This is a genomic window from Mesorhizobium sp. M0243 (genome assembly GCF_040321775.1).
Taxonomy (GTDB): domain Bacteria; phylum Pseudomonadota; class Alphaproteobacteria; order Rhizobiales; family Rhizobiaceae; genus Mesorhizobium.
The window spans coordinates 33876-54917 of record NZ_JAMYSF010000020.1 but is presented as its reverse complement, the minus strand read 5'-3'; the positions used below and the strand labels follow the sequence as shown (position 1 = coordinate 54917).

At 62.9% G+C, this 21042-nt stretch carries 24 protein-coding genes; 8 read left to right on the top strand and 16 right to left on the bottom strand.

The genetic code is table 11. From position 1 onward, the window contains the following. Positions 1–4 precede the first annotated feature (4 nt). From NKJ11_RS23395 to NKJ11_RS23365, 7 genes are all read right to left on the bottom strand, one after another. Complete coding sequence (locus NKJ11_RS23395; RefSeq protein ID WP_352794334.1) at positions 5–2560, bottom strand: sensor histidine kinase; 2556 nt, start codon at positions 2558–2560, stop codon at positions 5–7. Positions 2561–2759: 199 nt separating this feature from the next. Beyond that, positions 2760–4160, bottom strand: coding sequence for an adenosylhomocysteinase (ahcY, locus tag NKJ11_RS23390; protein ID WP_352631996.1), 1401 nt, complete (start codon positions 4158–4160; stop codon positions 2760–2762). A gap of 172 nt (positions 4161–4332) precedes the next feature. Beyond that, complete coding sequence (locus NKJ11_RS23385; RefSeq protein ID WP_027039963.1) at positions 4333–4629, bottom strand: HPr family phosphocarrier protein; 297 nt, start codon at positions 4627–4629, stop codon at positions 4333–4335. After that, positions 4626–5027 carry a PTS sugar transporter subunit IIA gene (locus tag NKJ11_RS23380; RefSeq protein WP_010912939.1) on the bottom strand — a complete coding sequence of 134 codons (402 nt, stop codon included), beginning with the start codon at positions 5025–5027 and terminating at the stop codon, positions 4626–4628. The genes NKJ11_RS23385 and NKJ11_RS23380 overlap by 4 nt, the downstream gene beginning before the upstream one ends. 164 nt (positions 5028–5191) lie before the next feature. Beyond that, on the bottom strand, positions 5192–5665 hold the full coding sequence (locus tag NKJ11_RS23375; RefSeq protein ID WP_352631998.1) for an HPr kinase/phosphorylase: 474 nt from the start codon (positions 5663–5665) through the stop codon (positions 5192–5194). 4 nt (positions 5666–5669) lie between these two features. Next, positions 5670–7454 carry a sensor histidine kinase gene (locus tag NKJ11_RS23370; RefSeq protein ID WP_013528336.1) on the bottom strand — a complete coding sequence of 595 codons (1785 nt, stop codon included), beginning with the start codon at positions 7452–7454 and terminating at the stop codon, positions 5670–5672. Between the two features lie 20 nt (positions 7455–7474). Next, entirely contained in the window at positions 7475–8176 is a 702-nt protein-coding gene (locus tag NKJ11_RS23365; RefSeq protein ID WP_013528337.1) for a response regulator transcription factor, read from the bottom strand. 342 nt (positions 8177–8518) lie between these two features. Here NKJ11_RS23365 and NKJ11_RS23360 point away from each other — a divergent pair, with 342 nt between their 5' ends. From NKJ11_RS23360 to NKJ11_RS23345, 4 genes are all read left to right on the top strand, one after another. Beyond that, positions 8519–10144 (top strand): phosphoenolpyruvate carboxykinase, encoded by a 1626-nt coding sequence (locus NKJ11_RS23360; protein WP_352632000.1) that lies wholly within the window; start codon positions 8519–8521, stop codon positions 10142–10144. Positions 10145–10228: 84 nt separating this feature from the next. After that, on the top strand, positions 10229–10666 hold the full coding sequence (arfB, locus tag NKJ11_RS23355; RefSeq protein WP_023810634.1) for an alternative ribosome rescue aminoacyl-tRNA hydrolase ArfB: 438 nt from the start codon (positions 10229–10231) through the stop codon (positions 10664–10666). 154 nt (positions 10667–10820) lie between these two features. Then, positions 10821–11294 (top strand): peptidoglycan-binding protein LysM, encoded by a 474-nt coding sequence (gene lysM, locus NKJ11_RS23350; protein ID WP_352611031.1) that lies wholly within the window; start codon positions 10821–10823, stop codon positions 11292–11294. A 165-nt stretch (positions 11295–11459) separates the two neighbouring features. Beyond that, on the top strand, positions 11460–12089 hold the full coding sequence (locus NKJ11_RS23345; protein ID WP_023810636.1) for an alpha-ketoglutarate-dependent dioxygenase AlkB family protein: 630 nt from the start codon (positions 11460–11462) through the stop codon (positions 12087–12089). Here the strand turns inward: NKJ11_RS23345 and coaA are convergent. From coaA to hisB, 9 genes are all read right to left on the bottom strand, one after another. Further along, positions 12076–13035, bottom strand: a complete 960-nt coding sequence (coaA, locus tag NKJ11_RS23340; RefSeq protein ID WP_352611030.1) for a type I pantothenate kinase — start codon at positions 13033–13035, stop codon at positions 12076–12078. The genes NKJ11_RS23345 and coaA overlap by 14 nt on opposite strands. Before the next feature lie 23 nt (positions 13036–13058). Next, the gene (locus tag NKJ11_RS23335) at positions 13059–13382 is read right to left on the bottom strand and encodes a phosphoribosyl-ATP diphosphatase (RefSeq protein WP_128302728.1); all 324 of its coding nucleotides are present in this window, start codon (positions 13380–13382) and stop codon (positions 13059–13061) included. Between the two features lie 70 nt (positions 13383–13452). Next, positions 13453–14247, bottom strand: coding sequence for an imidazole glycerol phosphate synthase subunit HisF (gene hisF, locus NKJ11_RS23330; RefSeq protein WP_352794371.1), 795 nt, complete (start codon positions 14245–14247; stop codon positions 13453–13455). Then, the gene (locus NKJ11_RS23325) at positions 14244–15080 is read right to left on the bottom strand and encodes an arginase family protein (RefSeq protein ID WP_023810639.1); all 837 of its coding nucleotides are present in this window, start codon (positions 15078–15080) and stop codon (positions 14244–14246) included. Before NKJ11_RS23325 ends, hisF begins: the two co-directional genes overlap by 4 nt. Further along, positions 15077–15820: a 1-(5-phosphoribosyl)-5-[(5-phosphoribosylamino)methylideneamino]imidazole-4-carboxamide isomerase gene (hisA, locus tag NKJ11_RS23320; RefSeq protein ID WP_023810640.1), complete on the bottom strand. Its 744-nt coding sequence runs from the start codon at positions 15818–15820 to the stop codon at positions 15077–15079. The genes NKJ11_RS23325 and hisA overlap by 4 nt, the downstream gene beginning before the upstream one ends. A 4-nt stretch (positions 15821–15824) precedes the next feature. Then, on the bottom strand, positions 15825–16115 hold the full coding sequence (locus NKJ11_RS23315) for a DUF1330 domain-containing protein (protein ID WP_127289536.1): 291 nt from the start codon (positions 16113–16115) through the stop codon (positions 15825–15827). Positions 16116–16121: 6 nt separating this feature from the next. Next, a complete protein-coding gene (hisH, locus tag NKJ11_RS23310; RefSeq protein WP_352794332.1) occupies positions 16122–16772 on the bottom strand; it encodes an imidazole glycerol phosphate synthase subunit HisH in 651 nt (216 codons plus the stop codon). Between the two features lies 1 nt (position 16773). Next, positions 16774–17250, bottom strand: a complete 477-nt coding sequence (locus NKJ11_RS23305; RefSeq protein ID WP_352611029.1) for a DUF2628 domain-containing protein — start codon at positions 17248–17250, stop codon at positions 16774–16776. A 4-nt stretch (positions 17251–17254) separates the two neighbouring features. Then, positions 17255–17854: an imidazoleglycerol-phosphate dehydratase HisB gene (gene hisB, locus NKJ11_RS23300; RefSeq protein WP_127414699.1), complete on the bottom strand. Its 600-nt coding sequence runs from the start codon at positions 17852–17854 to the stop codon at positions 17255–17257. A 243-nt stretch (positions 17855–18097) separates the two neighbouring features. Here hisB and hslV point away from each other — a divergent pair, with 243 nt between their 5' ends. The 4 genes from hslV (at position 18098) to NKJ11_RS23280 (ending at position 21042) form a co-directional block, all read left to right on the top strand. Then, positions 18098–18649: an ATP-dependent protease subunit HslV gene (gene hslV / locus NKJ11_RS23295; RefSeq protein ID WP_256746590.1), complete on the top strand. Its 552-nt coding sequence runs from the start codon at positions 18098–18100 to the stop codon at positions 18647–18649. Positions 18650–18720: 71 nt separating this feature from the next. Next, complete coding sequence (locus tag NKJ11_RS23290) at positions 18721–19233, top strand: GNAT family N-acetyltransferase (protein WP_023810645.1); 513 nt, start codon at positions 18721–18723, stop codon at positions 19231–19233. Next, positions 19230–20390: a hypothetical protein gene (locus NKJ11_RS23285; protein WP_352794331.1), complete on the top strand. Its 1161-nt coding sequence runs from the start codon at positions 19230–19232 to the stop codon at positions 20388–20390. The genes NKJ11_RS23290 and NKJ11_RS23285 overlap by 4 nt, the downstream gene beginning before the upstream one ends. A 52-nt stretch (positions 20391–20442) precedes the next feature. Continuing rightward, on the top strand, positions 20443–21042 hold the full coding sequence (locus NKJ11_RS23280) for a DUF2585 domain-containing protein (RefSeq protein ID WP_352794330.1): 600 nt from the start codon (positions 20443–20445) through the stop codon (positions 21040–21042).

Sequence of the window (21042 nt, the reverse complement as noted above, 5' to 3'; positions counted from 1 at the left end):
CGCGCTACTCGGCCGCGGCGCGGATGCCCGGCATGTCTGGAAAGGTGCAGATGACGGTTGTGCCCTTGTCCTTGCCGGTTTCGATGCGAACGCTGCCGCCATGCAGCTCGACGAAGCTCTTGACGATCGACAGGCCGAGGCCGGCGCCGCGCCGGCGGCCGCCATTGGCGCGCGGCTCGAAACGGCGGAACACCGAATCAAGCACATCCGGTGGCATGCCGGGGCCGTCGTCATGAACCGAGAATTCCACCCCATCCGCCAGATGGCGGCAAACGAGCCGGATGACGCTGGCTTCCGGAGCGTAATTGGCGGCGTTGCTGAGCAGATTGTAGAGGATCTGGCGGACGCGGACCTCATCGCCGTGAAACGTCTTCGGCGCCGCAACGGCGTCCACCTGGAGACTGATCGAATGCTCTTCCAGCCGGTCGGCCACCAGTTCGGCCGCAGCGGCGATGGTGCGATCGACCTGCACCTCGGAAATGTCGAGCTGCATGATGCCGGCGTCCACCGTCGCCAGGTCGAGGATATCGTTGACGATGGTGAGCAGGACCGAGGAGGACGAGCTGACATGCTCGACATATTCGCGCTGCTTCTGCGTCAGCGGACCGGTCGTGGGCTGCGACAGGAGTTCGGTGAAGCCGATGATGTTGGTCAGCGGCGAGCGCAGTTCATAGGAGACGTGCTGGACGAATTCGTTCTTGAGCTGGTCGGATTTTTGCAGCGCCTCGTTCTTGTCCTTCAGCGCCCGCTCGACATGGACGCTGTCGGTAACGTCGACGAAGGTCATCATCACCTGCCCGTTGGGCAGCGGGATCATGGCGTAACTCAGCACATTGCCATTGTTGAGCTCGGTCTGTCCGTGGCGGTCGCGGCGCTCGTCGTCAAAGCCGGTGATGGCGGCAACGAAGCTGGGCCAGGGGCTGTCCGCGGCCTGCCGGTCGCAGAGGTCACGTATCGCCGACACATGGACGCTGGGCTTGGCCGCTTCACCGCTCAATCCCCAGAGAGTGGCAAAGGCAGGATTCGACAGCCGGAGCCTGCCGTCGGGTCCGAACACCGCCACGCCTTCGGCAAGATTGTCGAGCGTCTCGCCCTGAACCCGCACCGCTGTCTGGTAGCGGCTTTCGAGGTCCATCTTCTCGGTCAGGTTCTCGAACACCCAGGTCACGCCGCCCTTGGGCTGCGGATTGGCGACGACGCGAATGGTCTTGCCATCCGGCAGATGCCACCAATGTTCCTGGGATTCGACGGCGCGATAGGCGCCGAGCAGGCCTTCCTTCCAGCGGCGCCATTCAGGCTGTTCGGCGATCTTGCCTTCGCTGCGCAGCCGGTCGAGCAGCAAGGCATTGTCGGGTGCGCTGTGCAAGAAGCCGGCGTCCAGCCCCCAAAGCTTCTGGAAGGCCTGATTGAAGAACCGCAGCTTCTCGTCGGTGTCGAAAATGGCGACCGCCGTGTTGAGCTGGTCGAGCGTGTCGGCGTGGCTTCGCACGGTCCGTTCGTATTCGCCGCGAACGGTCTCGATGGCACTGGTGTCGCAGGCAAGGCCGGCCGAGCCATCGCTGCCTGCGAAATCGGTGACCGCGAACACACGGCGGTCGCCTTCGATCACGGTGGACAGCGACTGCTCGAAAACCGGATGCGTCTTGTGCTGGGCGGCAATAGCATCGCGCGCCTGACCGCCGAGGAACTCCTTTTTCTCCCGAACCGCGGCTTCGGCATTTTCGGCTTCGACGGCATCGGCATAGGCGCGGTTGACCCACTTCAACCCGCCATCCTCGCCGCGGAGCCATGCCGGCATGTTCAGCGCGTCGAGCAGGCCGATCATCGTGTCGTGGTCGGCGGCCAGCCGCTGGTTCTCGATCTTCAGCCTGGCCTGGCTGCGCTGCGTCTCCGAGAGCGAGACAAAACGCACGAGCACATGCGCGGCACTCTTGCGGCCATGCACTTCGAGCGGCGCGCCGGCCTGCGATTCGATGACGAGGTCGAAGGGTCTGGCCTTTTCGCGCAATCCCGCGACGGCATGTTCGAGTGCCGCCGCCGAACGCGGCATCAGCCAGCGGCCGAAAGCAAGAAAAGCGGCCCTATCCTCGGGAGCGCCGCTTTCGACGGGCAATGTGCCGATGAGCTCGGGCTTCTTGTTTTCCGCGGCCCAGACGACGACGCGCTGGTCGCGCAGATTGAGCAGCGCCTCCGAACGGCGGAGCGCCGCGTTGATGTCGGCCAAGCGGCTCCTGAGTTCGACATTCTCCGCCGAGGTGCGGGCTCTTTCGCGGATGAGAACGATGGCCGATATCAGCGCGGCACCAGTCACGCCGACGAACACGGCAAGCTGCATGACCTCGATGGCGCTCAGCGACAGTCCAGCCACGCTGGCAGCAGCGGTTTCGGCATGCGCGACGGCGCCAGCCAAGGGGACCGTGAGCGCGGAGGTGGCAAGAAATGTCGACGCGCGGGCGCGCCAGGACAGGCTCCCGCCTTCCAGGGCGGAGCCAGCAATCCCCGAATCGTCATGGCCGCCGGAAACGGCCCGTCCCGCTCTGTGCGGGTGTTGCCCCGGCATGTCTTGGTCCTCTCCGCCGCCTGAATGCAAGACCGCCCTGATGCGTGCCTCTCTTGACCCTCTCGGGCTGGAAGCATCGCCGAATCACCTGACAATAACCCCTCGCCGAATCGCCGTGAAGGCTGATGGCGCGCAAAAATATGGCCGGGCGAAAAGTCAATCGCCCGGCCTCAATATCTGGTAGCAATTTTAGCTTTGGTTAATAGCGGTAGTGTTCCGGCTTGAACGGACCCTGCGGCGTGACGCCGATATAGGCGGCTTGTTCACCCGACAGTTCGGTCAAGCGGGCGCCGAGCTTGTCGAGATGCAGGCGCGCGACCTTTTCGTCGAGATGCTTGGGCAGGACATAGACCTGGTTCTCGTACTGGCCGGGCTTGGTGTAGAGCTCGATCTGGGCCAGCACCTGGTTGGTGAAGGATGCCGACATGACGAAGCTCGGGTGGCCGGTGGCGTTGCCGAGATTGAGCAGCCGCCCTTCCGACAAAAGGATCATCCGCTTGCCGTCCGCGAAGGTGATCATGTCGACCTGCGGCTTGACGTTTGTCCATTTCAAATTGCGCAGCGCGGCGACCTGGATCTCATTGTCGAAATGGCCGATGTTGCCGACGATGACCATGTCCTTCATCGAGCGCATATGGTCGAGGGTGACGACATCCTTGTTGCCGGTGGTGGTGATGACGATGTCGGCGGTGGGGGCCGCATCTTCCAGCGTGACGACTTCAAAACCGTCCATCGCCGCCTGCAGGGCGCATATCGGATCGACCTCGGTGACCTTGACGCGGGCGCCGGCGCCCTTGAGCGAGGCCGACGAGCCCTTGCCGACGTCGCCATAACCGCACACGACAGCGACCTTGCCGGCCATCATCGTGTCGGTGCCGCGGCGGATGCCGTCGACCAGCGATTCCTTGCAGCCATATTTGTTGTCGAACTTCGACTTGGTGACCGAGTCGTTGACGTTGATGGCGGGGAAGGGCAGCAGGCCCTTCTTCTGCAGTTGGTAGAGCCGGTTGACGCCGGTGGTCGTCTCTTCGGTGACACCGCGGATCGCCGCCTTTTGCTTGGTGAAGAAGCCGGGCGAAGCCTTCAGGCGCTTCTTGACCTGGGCGTAGAAGTATTCCTCTTCCTCGCTCTGCGGGTTGGACAGCACATCCTCGCCTGCCTCGGCGCGGGCGCCGATCAGGATGTACATGGTGGCATCGCCGCCATCATCGAGGATCATGTTGGACAGGCCGCCATCGGCCCACTGGAAGATCTTGTCGGTGTAGTCCCAATATTCCTCGAGCGACTCGCCCTTGACGGCGAACACCGGGATGCCGGCTTCGGCGATGGCCGCGGCTGCATGGTCCTGGGTCGAGAAGATGTTGCAGGAGGCCCAGCGGATATCGGCGCCCAGTACCTTCAGCGTCTCGATCAGCACCGCCGTCTGGATCGTCATGTGCAGCGAGCCGGTGATGCGCGCGCCCTTGAGCGGCTGCTTGGGACCGAATTCCTCACGGCAGGCCATCAGGCCCGGCATTTCGGTTTCGGCGATCTCGAGTTCCTTGCGGCCCCAGCCGGCAAGCGAGATGTCGGCGACCACATAGTCCTTGCTACCCGTCATGGCAGTACTCCGATGCGAATGTTGTGCTTGCGAATTTGTTGCGGACACGCCCGCGCCGGTCGGCGCGTCGAAGGGCGCGAATTGCCGGCCTGACTAGCAGATCGGAGCAGGGTCGACAATGGGATATAAAGAAATCTTTATCCCTGCATGTCTCTCAGACGCGCATCTGCACTCAGCATTCCTCGCCAAAGCGGGACGCCACCAGCTGCTCCAGGGCGTCGATGACCTGCCGGGCCTCCGGCCCGCTGGCGGTGACGCGGATCGAATAGCCGGGGCTTGCCGCCAGCATCATCAGGCCCATGATCGAGGTGCCGCCGACCTTGACGCCATCCTTCTCGACATGCACCGAGGCATCGAAGCCGCTGGCCAGCTGGACGAACTTCGCCGAAGCGCGCGCATGAAGGCCACGTTGGTTGATGATGGGAAAATCCCGGACAATTTGGTCTTTTTCCGGGGACAGCGCGGTCATTTGCTGCTCAGGAGCTGGCTGGCGACGTTGATGTATTTGCGGCCGGCGGCCTGAGCCTCATCGAGCGCGGCGGCCATATTGTCGCCCTTGCGGATTGAGGAGAGCTTGATCAGCATCGGCAGGTTCATGCCGGCGATCACCTCGGTGCGGCCGGATTCCATCACCGAAATGGCAAGGTTGGAGGGCGTGCCGCCGAACATGTCGGTCAGCACGATGACGCCCGCCCCGGTATCGACACGGGCAACAGCGTCGACGATGTCGCGGCGACGCTGCTCCATATCGTCGTCGGCACCGATCGCCACGGTTTCGAAATTGTCTTGTGGCCCGACGACATGTTCGACGGCATGTCGGAACTCGGTGGCCAGTTGACCGTGCGTTACAAGCACGAGTCCGATCATTCTTTGGTGGCTCCCGTCATCGCCGCTTCACAGGCGCATTTTATGCTCGCCAGCCAATCCAGGCGGCGGGAGCGCTATCTTGTCGACGCACGGCCCGTTGACAAGCCCAAAATTGCGCAGGCACATGCCATTTTGACGCATTGCAGCAAAAAACCCGGAACGGATCATAGAAAAGGCGCGATCGACAGCCGCGCCATCACGACCGGCAAGACCGCTGGGACATTGCGTTCGACCACGTCGACCCGCGGCACCAGACAGCCCGCAATGCTGCTTGCGGTATCCTCCTGGAAGCGCACCGCTTCACCGGCCGGCACCAGGCGGACATGGAGGTCGACGAGGCCTGCCGGCTCGAATGGCAGAGGTCGGGGGCCGAGCCCCGGCACCTCGGCGAGGCCTTCTATGGCGGCGGGAGCGCGGCACAGCAGCCGCCCGGCATGCGCCTCGACGAAGAGCTGATCGTCGCCGACGAGCCGCGAGAACAGGCCGCGATGGCGACAATGGTCGATGAGCGCCAGTGCCAGCGTCGTCTTGCCCGAGCCGGATGCTCCGGTGACGAGAATGCCGCGCTCGCCGATCAAAACCATTGTCGCGTGAATGTTTTCAGGCTGCACGGCTGGACCAGGCGTGGTGGAATTCATGCTCTCAGCCTTCGGCCGGCAATGTCACCACAAAGCGTGCGCCCTTGATCTCGCCGGGTTTGGTGCCGGGGATGTTCTCGGCGGTCAGCGTGCCGCCATGGGCCTCGACGATTTGCCTGGATATCGACAGGCCAAGGCCCGAATTCTGGCCGAATGCCTCGCCGGCCGGCCGATCCGTGTAGAAGCGCTCGAAGATGCGGTCGATGTTGTCGGCGCGGATGCCGGGGCCATTGTCGTCGACGGTGACGATGTTGAACTTGCCGGCACGCGCCAGCGAGAGGCTGATGTGGCCATGGTCCTCGGGAACGAAGGAACGGGCGTTCTCGATCAAATTGGTGATGACCTGGCCGATGCGCAGATCATGCCCGACGACGACGTAGCCTTTGACGCCTTGCGGCAGTTTGGCGGCCTTGAACTCGATCTCGACCGCCTTCTTGTTACGCGTCGCTTCGCGCGAAACGGCGACGAGATCGGTGATGAATTTCTTCAGGTCGACCGTCCCGGCATCCTCGCGCGCCAGTTCGGCGTCGAGGCGCGAGGCGTCGGAAATATCGGTGATGAGCCGGTCCAGCCGCCTGACATCGTGCTGGATGATATCCATCAGTCGGCCGCGCGAATCGTCGTTCTTGGCCAGCGGCAAGGTTTCCACCGCGCTGCGCAGCGACGTCAGCGGGTTCTTCAATTCATGCGACACGTCGGCCGCAAAGCTTTCGATCGCCTCGATACGGGCGTAGAGCGCGTTGGTCATGTCGCGTATGGCGATCGACAGATTGCCGATCTCGTCCTGACGGTCGGAAAAGTCGGGGATCTCTTCACGGCTCTTGACGCCGCGCCGCACCCGCACCGCCGCCGCCGACAGCCGGCGCAGCGGATTGGCGATGGTGGAGGCAAGCAGCATTGACAGGATGGCGGTGACAAGGGCCGCGATACCGAAGACGCGCAGGATCGCCTTGCGCTCGGCGGCGACGATCTTGTCGATGTCGCCGCCTTCGGTCGACAGCATCAGCACGCCCAGGACGGCACGAAAGCGCTGGATCGGCACCGCCACCGAAACGATCTGCTCGCCCTGCTCGCTGACGCGCACGATGGTCGACGGGCTGCCGGTGAGAGCCTTGACCACTTCCGGGAAAGCGGCGCCATTGCCGCCCGGCTGCTCGTGATAGACCGGCAGCTCGGTGTTGCGGAAGAAGTCGAAGACGAATTTCTGGATGCGCTCGACAAGATCGGGCTCTTCCTCTTCAACCGGCGGCAGATCGTAGCGCAGGATCTGGCCGCGCGAATAGAGGTGGCGCGAATCGAGCAGCAGATTGGCGTCGCGGTCATAGATGCGTGCGCGGGTCCTGGTCGGCGAGATCAGCCTTCTCAGCACCGGCGCGACCCGCTCCGGGTTGATCGGGAAGTCGAGATTGTCGAGCTGGTCGGAGCCGGGTCCCAGGCTTTCGCCGGCCTGCAGCTCAAGCAGCTTTTCCGGGTCGATGCTGATCGAATCCGTCTCGACGGTCGCCGACGCGGCAATGGCGCCGGCGATGATCTCGCCCTGGGTCATCAGGCTTTCGACGCGGGCGTCGATCAGTCCGTCGCGGAAGGTGTTGAGATAGAGGATGCCGGTCACCAGGACGGCGAGGCCGGCAAGGTTGAGGAACAGGATACGCCGCGTCAGGCTGGAAAAGATATGATGACCAAGGAAGCGGCGCATCGGCACCGTGATCTTCGAGACGAAGGACGGCATGATCCGCGACGGCCGCCTGGAGGCGCCCGCCGGTCTTGTTCGCTGTGCTTCCACTGCCATCGAATAGCAGGCCCTGCTACTTACGCTTCGCGGAACCGGTATCCGACTCCGTAAAGGGTTTCGATCATCTCGAAGTCGTCGTCGACGGCCTTGAACTTCTTGCGCAGCCGCTTGATGTGGCTGTCGATGGTGCGGTCGTCGACATAGACCTGTTCATCATAGGCCGAATCCATCAGCGCATCACGGCTTTTTACGACGCCTGGACGCTGCGCCAGCGAATGCAGGATCAGGAACTCGGTGACGGTGAGCGTCACCGGCTCGCCTTTCCAGGTGCAAGTGTGGCGCTCCTGGTCCATGACGAGCTGGCCGCGCTCGAGCGAGCGGGCCTGCTGGCTTGGCGTCTTGGCGGCAGCCTCGCGGGCACTGGCGCGGCGCAGCACGGCGCGCACGCGCTCGACCAGCAGGCGCTGCGAAAAGGGTTTGCGGATGAAGTCGTCGGCGCCCATCTTGAGACCGAACAACTCGTCGATCTCATCGTCCTTGGAGGTCAGGAAGATCACCGGCAGGTCGGACTTCTGGCGCATCCGGCGCAGCAGTTCCATGCCGTCCATGCGCGGCATCTTGATGTCGAGGATGGCAAGGTTCGGCGGGCGTGCCGCCAGGCCTTCCAGCGCCGACGCACCATCCGTGTAGGTCTCGACGCGATACCCCTCGGATTCCAAGGCGATCGACACCGATGTCAGAATGTTGCGGTCGTCATCGACAAGCGCGATTGTTGCCATTTCAAGCGGCTCCCTCATGAGCTGTCCCTTCTGTCGTAGAGAAGGGGCTTTTGCAGGACAAATTAGGTACAAAATGTGGCATAGGCCTTGTCCGCTGTCACGCGCGGCATGCCGGCGGCCACAATCCTACCTCGACATGGGTTGGACGAACGTACATCGCCAATCCTTTGGGCAACCGGAAACTTTTTGCACATATAAACGATTTAAACAACTTTCAAAATATTTAAATCGATTAATGATTTGATATCATTTGCCTTTTCTGGTTCTGACCATCTCAGCCCGCGTAGTGGGCGTGCTGGAAACGTGCCGGCAAAGATGCGGCAAATCCAAGAGGGACACTCGATGTCGGAAGTCGGCAAACGCAATTCCGCCTGCGCGATCGATCATATCGGCCTGAAAACCACCGGCGTGGTGCGCTATAATTTCGGTGCGGCTACCCTTTATGAGGAATCGATCCGGCGCGGGGAGGCCCGCTTGACCGCCCATGGCGCGCTGGTCGCCGAGACCGGCCAGCACACCGGCCGCTCGCCCAAGGACAAGTTCGTCGTCCGCAACGGTGACACCGAACCACATGTCTGGTGGGAGAACAACAAGGCGATCTCGCCGGCCCAGTTCGACACGCTGCTCGCCGATTTCCAGGCGCATGCCGCGGACAAGGATCTATACGTCCAGGATCTGGTCGGCGGCGCCGATGCGGAGTCGAGGCTGCCGACCAGGGTGATCACCGAATTTGCCTGGCACTCGCTGTTCATCCGCAATCTGCTCATTCGTCCCGGTGCCACCGAACTCGAGCAGTTCGTGCCCGAGATGACGATCATCGACCTGCCGTCCTTCCGCGCCGATCCCCTCCGTCACGGCAGCCGCACCGAAACGGTAATCGCCGTCGATCTTTCGCGCAAGATCGTGCTGATCGGCGGCACCTCCTATGCCGGCGAGATGAAGAAGTCGGTGTTCACCATGCTCAACTATCTCCTGCCGGCGAAAGGCGTGATGCCGATGCATTGCTCGGCCAATGAGGGTGCGGCCGGCGACGCCGCCATCTTCTTCGGCCTGTCGGGCACCGGCAAGACGACGCTCTCGGCCGATCCCTCGCGCACGTTGATCGGCGACGACGAGCATGGCTGGGGACCGCACGGCATCTTCAATTTCGAAGGCGGCTGCTACGCCAAGACGATCAAGCTGTCGGCGGAAGCCGAGCCGGAAATCTTCGCCACCACGCAGCGCTTCGGCACGGTGCTGGAAAATGTCGTGCTCGACGCCGATGGCGTGCCGGATTTCAACGACGGAAGGCTGACCGAAAACACACGCTGCGCGTACCCGCTGGACTTCATCCCCAATGCCAGCAAGACCGGCCGCGCCAACCATCCCAACAACATCATCATGCTGACCGCCGACGCCTTCGGCGTGATGCCGCCGATCGCGCGGCTGACCCCGGCGCAGGCGATGTATCATTTCCTGTCCGGCTACACCGCCAAGGTGGCCGGAACCGAAAAGGGGGTAACCGAGCCCGAAGCGACGTTTTCGACCTGTTTCGGTGCGCCGTTCATGCCGCGCCATCCCTCTGAATACGGCAATCTGCTGCGCGAGCTGATTGCAGGCCACGGCGCCAATTGCTGGCTGGTCAATACCGGCTGGACCGGCGGCGCCTACGGCACCGGCAAGCGCATGCCGATCAAGGCGACGCGCGCCTTGCTTGCCGCCGCACTTGACGGCTCGCTGAAGACGGCCGAGTTCCGCACCGACCCTCATTTCGGTTTCGCGGTGCCGGTGGCTGTCCCGGGCGTCGACAGCGGCATTCTCGACCCGATGATTCTGGACCCCCGGGCGACCTGGGCCGACAAGGCCGGCTATGACCGGCAGGCGGCAAGGCTGGTCGGCATGTTCGCCGTCAATTTCGAGAAATTCGAAAGCCATGTCGATGCCGTGGTGCTGGGCGCCGCGCCGCGCATGCAGGAAGCGGCGGAGTAATCGCGCCACAGGGTTCAGCTTTCGTTGAAAGGCCCGGTTCGATCGGGCCTTTTCTTTTTCGATCCGCCGCGCCATGACTGCGGCATGGCGAGCGACGACAACATCATCATATCAGGCGATGCGGTTATCCATCCGGGCGACCTGCACGAGGATTTCATCCGCTCGTCCGGCCCCGGCGGCCAGAACGTCAACAAGGTGGCGACGGCGGTGCAGCTGCGCTTCGACGCGGCCAACGCAACGGGTCTGTCGGAGCGCGTGCGCGAGCGGACGATCAAACTTGCCGGCCAGCGTGCCACCAAGGACGGTGTCATCGTCATCGAGGCAGGCCGCTTCCGCACCCAGGAACAGAACCGGGCGGATGCGCGGGCACGGCTGACGGCATTGGTCGCCAAGGCCGCCGAACCGCCACCGCCGCCGCGCAAGAAGACACGGCCATCGAAGGGCGCCGTGGAGCGGCGGCTGAAGAGCAAGGCCGGGCGCGGCACGATCAAGAAGCTGCGCGGCCGGGTGGAGAACGATTAAGCACCACACCAGAGCATGATGCCGAAAAGTGTGAAGCGGTTTCGGGCGACATCATGCTCTATCTCTTGGATCTAGGCACGCGCACAAAACGACTTCCCATTTTGGACCGCAGATGCAAGGTTCAACCATTGCCATTAGCAAGGGAGACCCAAGGATGGGCATGTTCGATTTCGTCAAGAGCGTCGGCAAGAAACTGGGCATCGGCGGTGACGACGAAGCCGCACCCTCGGCCGACACACTCAAGAAGGAGCTCGATTCGCACAAACTCGGCACCGATGGCGTCGAGGTCGTCGTCAAGGGTGACACGGCGGTGCTGAAGGGCGTGGTCAAGGATCAATCGATCTTCGAAAAGGCAGTCATCGCCGTCGGCAACACGCTCGGCGTCTCCAAGGTGCAGGCGGACGAATTGCAGGTCGCGCCAGCGTCTGGCACGGCCGCCGCCCCGGCCAAGGAGCCCACCTTTTACACGGTGAAGAAGGGCGACAATCTCTGGAAGATCGCCGAGAAAAGCTACGGCAAGGGCCAAGGCGTCAAGAACACGGTCATATTCGAGGCCAACAAGCCGATGCTGACCCATCCCGACAAGATCTATCCGGGCCAGGTGCTGCGCATCCCAGATCTCGCCTGATCAAGGCGATGCCAATTTGCGAAAAGCAATTCCAGGAAAAGTGTGAAACGGTTTTCCGTCCGGAATTGTGCCAAACAAAGAGTTAGAACGGCGGCTTTCGGGTCGCCGTTTTCTTTTGATCGTGACATTTTACGGTTCCGAACCATCCGGGAGGTGACCGAATCCGTGCTCGTTCTGCCCAAAGGTGTCCGCCACATGCCGGCCTATCTGTCACGCACCGTGCAGGAAGCGCTGGTCGATGAGGTGAGACGGATCGTGCAGCAGGCGCCGCTGTTCGTGCCGGCCATGCCGCGCACCGGCAAGGAGATGAGCGTGCGCATGACCAATTGCGGGCCGCTCGGCTGGGTCACCGACAAGGAGCACGGCTATCGTTACCAGCCGGCGCATCCGGTAACCGGGGCGCCTTGGCCGCCAATTCCGGATGCGCTGCTCGAGCTGTGGCGCGAGGTCTCGGGCTATCCGCACCCGCCGGAAGCATGCCTGATCAATTTCTACACGCCGGATGCAAAAATGGGGCTGCATCAGGACCGCGACGAGGCCGATTTTTCGGCGCCGGTCGTCTCCGTCTCGCTCGGCGACGACTGCCTGTTCCGAGTCGGCCAGACTACGCGTGATGGCGCCACCAAGTCGTTCAGGCTGCAAAGCGGTGACGTCGTGGTGCTCGGCGGCGAGGGGCGGCTGTGCTTTCACGGCGTCGATCGGATCTATCCCTCGACCTCGGCGCTGCTGAAAAACGGCGGGCGGATCAATCTGACATTGCGACGGGTGACGAAGCCGGCCGTCACAGCTTCCTGAGCGCCACTTCCTCGATCAGGTGGTCGGCGCCCTTGCGCAGGATGAGGTCGGCGCGCGCTCGCGTCGGCAGAATGTTCTCGCGCAGATTCTTCAAATTGATGTTGGTCCACAGGCCTTCGGCGATGGCGCGCGCCGAACCCTCCGACAGCTGCGAATAGCGGTGGAAGAAGGAGTCCGGGTTGCGGAAGGCGGTCTCACGCAGCCGCATGAAGCGGGAAATGTACCAGTTGTGGATCAGCTTTTCGTCGGCATCGATGTAGATGGCGAAGTCGAAGAAGTCCGACAGGAAAGGGACGATCTTGCCGTCCTGCGGCAGCTTGCCGGGCTGCAGGACATTGATGCCTTCGAAGATCAATATGTCGGGCCGGTCGATGGTGACGAACTCGCCAGGAATGACGTCATAGGTCAGGTGCGAATAGACAGGCGCGCGGACATCGGGCAGCGCCGACTTGATGCCCGACAGGAAGCGCAGCAGCGCGCCCACATCGTAGCTGTCGGGGAACCCCTTGCGCTCCATCAGGTTCTCGCGGCGCAGGACCTCGTTGGGCAGCAGGAAGCCGTCGGTGGTGATGAGATCGACCTTGGGGCTCGACGGCCAGCGCGTCAGCAGTTCCTTCAGCACGCGTGCGGTGGTCGATTTGCCGACGGCGACCGAACCGGCGATGCCGATGATGAAGGGCGTCTTGACCACGTCGACCGCGTTGAAGAAGGCCTGGCGTTGCCGAAACAGCAGCTGGCTCGCTTCGACATGCGCGGACAAAAGCCGCGACAGCGACAGATAGATGCGCGTGACCTCTTCGAGATCGACCGGATCGTTGAGCGAGCGCAGGCGGCGGAATTCGTCCGCGCTCAGCGTCAGCGGCGTGTCGGCACGGAATTGCGACCATTGATCGGCGGAGAAGAAACGAAAGGGGGAATATTTCTCGGTTGGCGCGAGCTGATCCATCGAGATACCTGCCCTCCTCGCGGTCAGCCCTTGGGCCGTGACGCCTTCTCGGCGATGCCCGAACGCCGGGTGCGGCCTTCGAGTTCCCTAAGCACGTCGCTCAGCGGAACCCCGGAGAGGCCGAGAACGACGAGCCAATGATATATAAGATCGGCACTTTCCGAAACGATGGCCGGTTTGTCGCCCTTGACGGCGGCAATCACCGTCTCGACCGCCTCCTCGCCGAGCTTCTGCGCCGCCTTGTCGATGCCGCGCGCGAACAGTTTTGCCGTCCACGAGTCCGGGTCGCCGGAATGGGCGCGTTCCCCAACGATTTTTTCCAGATCGGAAAGCGAAAACTCAGCCATGGCGTCATCTATCTGCTTGTTTAAGCGTGATCTTTTCCGAAAACCGGTTCCCACTTTTCGGGATCATGCTTTAGGGCCGATTATTCACAGAGTCCAGCCGCATCGGCAGCCCCGCGGCGGCCATATGTGCCTTGGCCTGCGCTATCGTGTAGGTGCCGAAATGGAAGATCGACGCCGCCAGAACCGCGCCGGCATGGCCGTCGCGAATGCCTTCGACCATGTGGTCGAGCGTGCCGACACCGCCGGAAGCGATCACCGGCGCGCGCACGGCGTCTGATATCGCGCGGGTCAGCGCGATGTCGTAGCCGGCCTTGGTGCCGTCCTGATCCATCGAGGTCAGCAGGATCTCGCCGGCGCCGCGATCGACCATTTTCCGGGCGAACTCGACCGCATCGATGCCGGTCTTTTCGCGGCCGCCATGGGTGAAGATCTCCCAGCGGTCGGTCTCACTGGTGCTCGACACCTTCTTGGCGTCGATGGCGACGACGATGCACTGGTTGCCGAACTTGTCGGCGGCCTCGGCAACAAAATCCGGGTTCTTCACCGCGGCCGTGTTGATCGACACCTTGTCGGCGCCGGCCAAGAGCAGCTTCCTGATATCGGCGACCTGGCGCACGCCGCCCCCGACGGTCAGCGGCATGAAACATTGTTCGGCGGTGCGTGCGATGACGTCGAAGATGGTTTCGCGATTGTCCGACGAAGCGGTGATGTCGAGGAAGCAGAGTTCGTCGGCGCCGGCCGCGTCATAGGCCTTGGCCGCCTCGACCGGATCGCCGGCGTCGACGAGATCGACGAAGTTGACGCCCTTGACGACACGGCCGTTCTTGACGTCGAGACAGGGGATGACACGGGCTTTCAGCATCAGCGGCCCTCTATCGTGGCGATGAGATCGTTCAGCAACTGGCCAACCAGCGGCGGAACATCGGCCTGGGCATCGAAGGCCGGGTCGTAGGCGGAGACGGTGATGCCGACGACCGGCACCGCCAGCGCCATGGCGCAAGTGGCGTCGCGCAGCTGTTCCGGGCTCGGGCCGCCCGAAGTGATATAGCGGTTGGCCTGCAGCTCCCGGGGATCATGCACGTCCATATCGAGATGCATGTGCACGCGTCTGGCGCCGGCGATCTTCAGTCTTTCGGCCGCCTGGGCCACCCCGGAGCATTCCGTCCGCACGATCGGCAAGGTCTCGAGAAGCTGTCTTTCCGCCGGATCGAGATCGCGCGCGTTGACGAGCACGCAACGCGACGGATCGATCGGCCTGAAGCCGGGAATGGCCGACGCCATCGGCCGCCAGCACAGGCCAAGCACCGTCGCCAGCGCCATGCCGTCGAGAAAGCCATATGTGGATGTCTCGGGCGTGTTCAGGTCGCCATGCTGGTCGGCCCAGATGATCGCATCGGCGTCTTCGCCGGCGACCGCGCCGGCGCTGGTCAGGCAGTTTCCGGCAAGGACGATCGGGAACCGACCGGCGTCACGGGCAAGACGAACCTCGCTCGCAACCGCGTTGCAGACGGCAAAGCCGGTGGCGATCTCGCGCTCCTGATCGTCTCCGACCTTGCCGATGTCCCCGACCGCGACGTCGTGACCGGCCATCGTCAAGGCTTCGACGAGCCCGCCCGAGACCAGCGCGTCCGGACCTTGGCCCATGCCGCCATGGTAATGGCCGCTGTCATAGGAGGCCAGGATGATGGAAATTTTCACGTCCGCGGCTCCGCCCTGCCCTGGAGGATCGCCAGGGCCTCGGCCGGATCGATGCGGCCGTCATAGAGCGCGCGCCCGGAGATCGCGCCTTCGAGCTTTTGCGCATCGGGCATGGTCATGCGCACGATGTCGGCGATCGAGGCGAGGCCGCCGGAAGCGATCACCGGGATCGACACGGCATCGGCGAGGTCGATGGTGGCGTCCCAATTGATGCCGGTCAAAACGCCGTCGCGGTCGATGTCGGTGTAGATGATGGCGGCGACGCCGGCGCCCTCGAATTTCCTCGCCAGTTCGATGACGCCAAGGCTCGACGCCTCGGCCCAGCCCTCGACGGCGACCTTGCCGCCCTTGGCGTCGATGCCGACGGCGACCTTGCCCGGAAACGCCTTGCAGGCCTGCTTGACCAGGTCCGGGTCACGCACCGCCACCGTGCCCAGGATGACGCGGGCCAGCCCGCGATCGAGCCAGTCCTCGATCTGCGCCAGCGTGCGGATGCCGCCGCCGAGCTGCACCGGGTTCTTCGTCGCCTTGAGGATGGCGCCGACCGCCGCACTGTTGACGCTCTGGCCCTGGAAGGCGCCGTTGAGGTCGACGACATGCAGCCATTCGAAGCCCTGTTGCTCGAAGGCTCGCGCCTGAGCGGCAGGATCGTCGTTGTAGATGGTCGCGGTGGCCATGTCACCGTGCCTGAGGCGCACGCACTGGCCGTCCTTGAGGTCGATGGCGGGGAAAAGGATCATCCGTTCAGGCGCCTTCCACAATGGCGAAATGCGACGTCGAATAGAGGCGTCGGAACTTCAGCGCCGCCTGGTATTCGGGCGAATGGAAGCAGGCGAGTGCGACCGCGTAGCTCTCGAACTCGATGATGACATGGCGATTGCCCGATGGCCCTTCCGGGCTCGACGACTGACCGCCGCGGGTCAGGAATTTTGCGCCATATTTGTCGAAAGCCGCTTTGTTGGCGGCAATGTATAGCGGATAGTTTTCCGGATCGGTCACCTCGACCATCGCCATCCAGTAGCCCTTCTTGCTCATCGGTTTTCAGGGCCTCCAACGCAGGAAATTGGTGATCAGCGTCAGGCCGAGCGCCTGGCTCTTTTCCGGGTGGAACTGCGTGCCGACGAGATTGTCGCGGGCGACAGCCGCCGTCACCGGGCCGCCATAGTCGGCAACCGCCAGAACCTCGTCCGCCTTGCGCGCATCGAGATGATAGGAATGCACGAAATAGGCATGCAGCCCGCTTGCGCCAGTCGGTATGCCGGCAAACAGCGGATGCTGGCGCTTGAGCTCGATCGTGTTCCAGCCGATCTGCGGGATCTTCAGCGCCGGATCGGAAGGCATGATCTCCTTCACGTCGCCCGATATCCAGCCGAAGCCCTCGGTAATCGTCTTTTCGAGGCCGCGCTGCGACATCAGCTGCATGCCGACGCAGATGCCCAGGAACGGCCGGCCCTTGACGATCGCGACCTCTTCGACGGCTTCCCACATGCCTTCGACGGCCTGCAGGCCGGCCGCGCAGTCGGCATAGGCGCCGACGCCGGGCAGGACAATGCGATCGGCCGTGCGCACCCGCTCGGCATCTGCGGTCAGGTCGATATCGGCCGATATGCCGGCTTCCAGCGCGGCGCGCTCGAAAGCCTTGGTGGCCGAGCGCAAATTGCCCGAGCCGTAGTCGATGATCGCAACCCGCATGTCAGCTTCTTCCCGGGATGTGGGTCAGCCCCAGCGCCATGCCCGGCTGCGACGGCCGCGCCAGGGCAGCGTCCGGGACCATGCGCGGTGCCGGTGCGGCCTGATCGGGAAGCGCTTCCGCCTCGAGCGCATAGCGTGTGTCGGCGTCGTCGAGCCAACCGGCTTCGACCGCGCCCCATTCGTGCCAACCGCGCCGGCGAAGTGCCGCGATGCGCAGGCCTTGCCCTTCCAGTCCGACATAGAGCGAAACCAACAGTGACAGCAGCGAGCCGGCCAGACCAAGGCCGAGCTTCTGGCCCAGCATCGAAAGCAGGCCCATGACGACGAAGGCAAGCGCTGCCTCGATCCACAACCGATGCCAGGCGAACCATAGCGGCGGCACGAGCAGGCCCAGCCAGGTGAAGCCATCGCGGACAAAGGCCGTTGCATCGGCCTTCTCGCTGCGGCCTGGCGGTTCCATCACGACATAGGTGGCCATGGCCTTATCCCTTCAACGATCCCTTGGTGGAGGGAACCGCATCCGGCTGGCGCGGATCGCGTTCGAGAGCAGCGCGCAGCGCGCGCGCCACCGCCTTGAAGCAGGTCTCGGCGATGTGATGGTTGTTGGCGCCATAGTGATTGGTGACATGCAGCGTGATGCCGGCATTCTGCGCCAGCGCCTGGAAGAATTCGCGCACCAGCTCGGTGTCGAAAGTACCGATCTTCGGCGATGAGAAGGAAACGTTCCAGACCAGGAAGGGACGGCCGGACACGTCGATCGCGGCGCGCGTCAGCGTCTCGTCCATCGCGAGGTCGATCGAGGCATAACGCATGATGCCGCGCCGCTCGCCCAGTGCCTTGGCCAGCGCCTGGCCGAGCGCGATGCCGGTATCCTCGACCGTGTGATGATCGTCGATATGCAGGTCGCCCTTGGCCCTGACCGTCATGTCGATCAGGGAATGGCGCGAGAGTTGGTCCAGCATATGGTCGAAGAAGCCGACCCCCGTGGCGATATCCGACTTGCCGGAGCCGTCGACATGGACCGACACGGAGATGTCGGTTTCCTTGGTCTTGCGGCTTGCTTCGGCGGAACGGGGCGGCATCACTCTATCCTTGTCGCAGAGGTTCACATCGTGACCGGCTCAGAGGCTTCAAGCGCTCGCAGGCTTGAAAACGAAAGCCTTCTAGCAGCATGGTCCGGCGATTGCCAGTTGCCTCTGGCAGCGGTATCGGCCTTGCCGCGGAGGCGATTTGCAATCACCGGCCCCATGCATACATATGGCCGATCAAAGTTACTCGTACCGCGCCAATCGCCTGATCGGGATGGCGCTGCTCGGAGCCAGGAAATGTCCGATAATCTGACCATGCACGCCACGACCATCGTGACGGTGCGCAAAGGCAACAAGGTGGTGATCGCCGGCGACGGCCAGGTCAGCCTTGGCCAGACCATCATGAAGGGCAACGCCAAGAAGGTGCGCCGCATCGGCAAGGGCGGCAATGTGATCGCCGGGTTCGCCGGCGCCACCGCCGACGCCTTCACGCTGCTGGAACGGCTCGAGGCCAAGCTCGAACAATATCCAGACCAGCTGACGCGCGCCTGCGTCGAACTCGCCAAGGACTGGCGCACCGACCGCTATCTGCGCCGGCTCGAGGCGATGATGCTGGTGGCCGACAAGTCGGTGTCGCTGGCGCTGACCGGCACCGGCGACGTGCTCGAACCCGAATTTGGTGTCATGGCCATCGGTTCGGGCGGCAATTACGCGCTGGCGGCGGCACGCGCGCTGATGGACAGCGACAAGGATGCCGAGGAGATCGCCCGCAAGGCGATGCAGATCGCATCCGACATCTGCGTCTACACCAACAACAGCTTCGTCGTCGAAACGCTCGATGTCGGCTGAGCGGGCCGACCATGATCCCGAAACGTGGAAACCGGTTTTCTCGGACGAACGGTTCCGTTCGTCCAGAGATCATGGTCCAACAAGAAGATAGCTATGATTTTCGGCCGGTGACCGAGAAAGACCTGCCGATGATCGCCGGCTGGCTCGCCGAACCGCATGTCGCCGAGTGGTGGGACGATCCCGAGATCGAGATCGCGCAGATCCGCGAGCACATCGACTCGATTTCCGTCGAGCCGCTGATTATCGAACTCGACGGCAAGCCGATCGGTTATCTGCAGACCTATGATCCGCATCTGGAGGACGGCCATCCCTATGCCGACCAGCCGTTCGGCACGCTCGGCATCGACCTGTCGATCGGCCGGCCGGAGCTGGTCGGGCTCGGCCATGGCTCGGCAATCGTGCGCCAGTTCGTCGAACAGCTTTTCGACGAAGGCGTGCCGCGCGTCATCATCGATCCTGATCCCGCCAATGTCAGGGCCATCCGCGCCTATGAAAAGGCTGGCTTTGTTGCCTTTGACACCAGAACATCGGAGTACGGGCCGGCCTTGATGATGGCGCGCGACGCGACGCAGGAGCCCAATTGATCAGCGCCGAAACCCTCGACAAGGCAATCGCGAAAGGTTTGATCTCGCAGACCCTTCGCGATCGGTTGGAGGCCATGGAACGTGCGGTCGCTCTCGCCCCCGAGGCCAGGCGCGCCGATGACGAGGGTGACGAGGAAAACCTGCGGCTGGTCGGCGGCGGCAACGATCTGTTCGTCACCGTTGGAACCGTTCTGCTCAGCGCCGGCTTCTTCTTTGTCCTCACCACCTTGCTTCCAGGCCAGACATTCTGGATCGCCGGCATCCTCGCGGTTTTCGCCTGGGGGCTTGCCGAAATTGTCACGCGTCAGCACCGGATGAAATTATCGTCGTCCGTGCTTGCCCTGATTTTCATGGCCGCCATTCTGGCCGCTCTGGCGCTACAGGTGGAGTCCAGCTTCGGCATACGCAAGCCGGAGACTATCTGGCAGCTATTGGCGTTGCGCCAGAAGGCGTCCCAGGCTGGATATCTGTTCCTGGGCGGAGGAATAATCGCGGCGGCGATCTATTTCTGGCGTTTTCGCGTCCCCATCATTGCCGGGGCTATCGCCATCGCCTTTACACTGCTTGCCTTCCTGCAAACGGCGATAATCCTGTATGACAGCGTGACAGCGGGTGCGATTGCGCCGCCGCGTATTGAGGATGTTCCCGAATTGCTCCGCGCGGCACTTTACATGCCGCTGATCTGCGGCCTGATCGTGTTCGCAACGGGTGTAGCTTTTGACATTTACGACAGGGATCGACGCAAGATCTGGTCTGATTGCGCTTTCTGGCTGCATGTCGTCTCGGCGCCCATGCTGGTGCATCCGCTGTTTATCATGGCAACCGGCCAGAACGTCGTATTCGGACATATCGCGCCGGATGCCAATGCAACCATCATGCTGACGATTCTGATCCTTGGCTTCCTCTATGTCGCGCTTGCCATCGACCGCCGTTCGCTTCTGGTTCCGACATTGGCTTACTTCGGCTCGCTGGGCATCTACTATCTGGTGAATTCCGCCTCCGATTCGACGGGTATCCCGCCTTTTGCCTTGATCCTGGTCGTTGTTGGCGCGCTGATTATTCTGTTCGGGGCTGGCTGGCAGCGTATCCGGCGGATTGTGGTCAAACCCACCTTGCCGGCTGCCGTGATCCGCCGGCTACCGCCGCTGAAGGCGTGACAAGGCTTTGTGATGATCGACACGGCGACGCGAAACGAGGGGGAATGAACCGATGACGACACCGGCCACGGAGAGCAGCTATTCGGCCTATGAAGACAGCTGGCGGATGGGGCTTCTGCTCGTCCTCGCCCTGATCATCTTCCAGGCCGGGGCGCTCTACGGCATGGGGCGAACGCCGATCTGCACCTGCGGCTATGTGAAACTCTGGCACGGCGTGGTGAACAGTTCGGAGAATTCCCAGCACATTTCGGACTGGTATACGTTCTCGCACATCATCCACGGCTTCCTGTTCTATGCGCTGGCCAAATTCCTGTTCCCGCGTTCGCCGATCGGACTGAGGCTGGCGTTCGCCGTCTTCATCGAAGGCGGCTGGGAGCTGCTCGAAAACAGCCCGTTCATCATCGAGCGCTACCGCGCCGGCACCATCTCGCTCGACTATTACGGCGACAGCATCATCAATTCGGTGTCCGACACACTGGCCATGGTGCTGGGATTTGTGATGGCGCGAAGGCTACCTATATGGGTGATCGTCAGCCTTGCCATCATCTTCGAACTCGGTACCGGCTATCTCATCCGGGACAATCTGACACTCAACGTGATCATGCTGCTGCATCCGTTCGAGGCCATCAAGCAGTGGCAAAGTGGAATCTAG

Bases quoted from the DNA above. Each gene is read 5' to 3' on its own strand.
- NKJ11_RS23365 (WP_013528337.1), bottom strand. From the start codon at position 8,176: ATGGCAACAATCGCGCTTGTCGATGACGACCGCAACATTCTGACATCG.
- lysM (WP_352611031.1), top strand. From the start codon at position 10,821: ATGGGCATGTTCGATTTCGTCAAGAGCGTCGGCAAGAAACTGGGCATC.
- hisB (WP_127414699.1), bottom strand. From the start codon at position 17,854: ATGCCGCCCCGTTCCGCCGAAGCAAGCCGCAAGACCAAGGAAACCGAC.
- coaA (WP_352611030.1), bottom strand. From the start codon at position 13,035: ATGGATCAGCTCGCGCCAACCGAGAAATATTCCCCCTTTCGTTTCTTC.
- hisA (WP_023810640.1), bottom strand. From the start codon at position 15,820: ATGATCCTTTTCCCCGCCATCGACCTCAAGGACGGCCAGTGCGTGCGC.
- NKJ11_RS23370 (WP_013528336.1), bottom strand. From the start codon at position 7,454: ATGGCAGTGGAAGCACAGCGAACAAGACCGGCGGGCGCCTCCAGGCGG.
- hslV (WP_256746590.1), top strand. From the start codon at position 18,098: ATGTCCGATAATCTGACCATGCACGCCACGACCATCGTGACGGTGCGC.
- arfB (WP_023810634.1), top strand. From the start codon at position 10,229: ATGGCGAGCGACGACAACATCATCATATCAGGCGATGCGGTTATCCAT.
- NKJ11_RS23305 (WP_352611029.1), bottom strand. From the start codon at position 17,250: ATGGCCACCTATGTCGTGATGGAACCGCCAGGCCGCAGCGAGAAGGCC.
- NKJ11_RS23335 (WP_128302728.1), bottom strand. From the start codon at position 13,382: ATGGCTGAGTTTTCGCTTTCCGATCTGGAAAAAATCGTTGGGGAACGC.
- NKJ11_RS23290 (WP_023810645.1), top strand. From the start codon at position 18,721: ATGGTCCAACAAGAAGATAGCTATGATTTTCGGCCGGTGACCGAGAAA.
- NKJ11_RS23280 (WP_352794330.1), top strand. From the start codon at position 20,443: ATGACGACACCGGCCACGGAGAGCAGCTATTCGGCCTATGAAGACAGC.
- NKJ11_RS23315 (WP_127289536.1), bottom strand. From the start codon at position 16,115: ATGAGCAAGAAGGGCTACTGGATGGCGATGGTCGAGGTGACCGATCCG.
- ahcY (WP_352631996.1), bottom strand. From the start codon at position 4,160: ATGACGGGTAGCAAGGACTATGTGGTCGCCGACATCTCGCTTGCCGGC.
- NKJ11_RS23385 (WP_027039963.1), bottom strand. From the start codon at position 4,629: ATGACCGCGCTGTCCCCGGAAAAAGACCAAATTGTCCGGGATTTTCCC.
- NKJ11_RS23395 (WP_352794334.1), bottom strand. From the start codon at position 2,560: ATGCCGGGGCAACACCCGCACAGAGCGGGACGGGCCGTTTCCGGCGGC.
- NKJ11_RS23380 (WP_010912939.1), bottom strand. From the start codon at position 5,027: ATGATCGGACTCGTGCTTGTAACGCACGGTCAACTGGCCACCGAGTTC.
- hisH (WP_352794332.1), bottom strand. From the start codon at position 16,772: ATGCGGGTTGCGATCATCGACTACGGCTCGGGCAATTTGCGCTCGGCC.
- NKJ11_RS23375 (WP_352631998.1), bottom strand. From the start codon at position 5,665: ATGAATTCCACCACGCCTGGTCCAGCCGTGCAGCCTGAAAACATTCAC.
- NKJ11_RS23360 (WP_352632000.1), top strand. From the start codon at position 8,519: ATGTCGGAAGTCGGCAAACGCAATTCCGCCTGCGCGATCGATCATATC.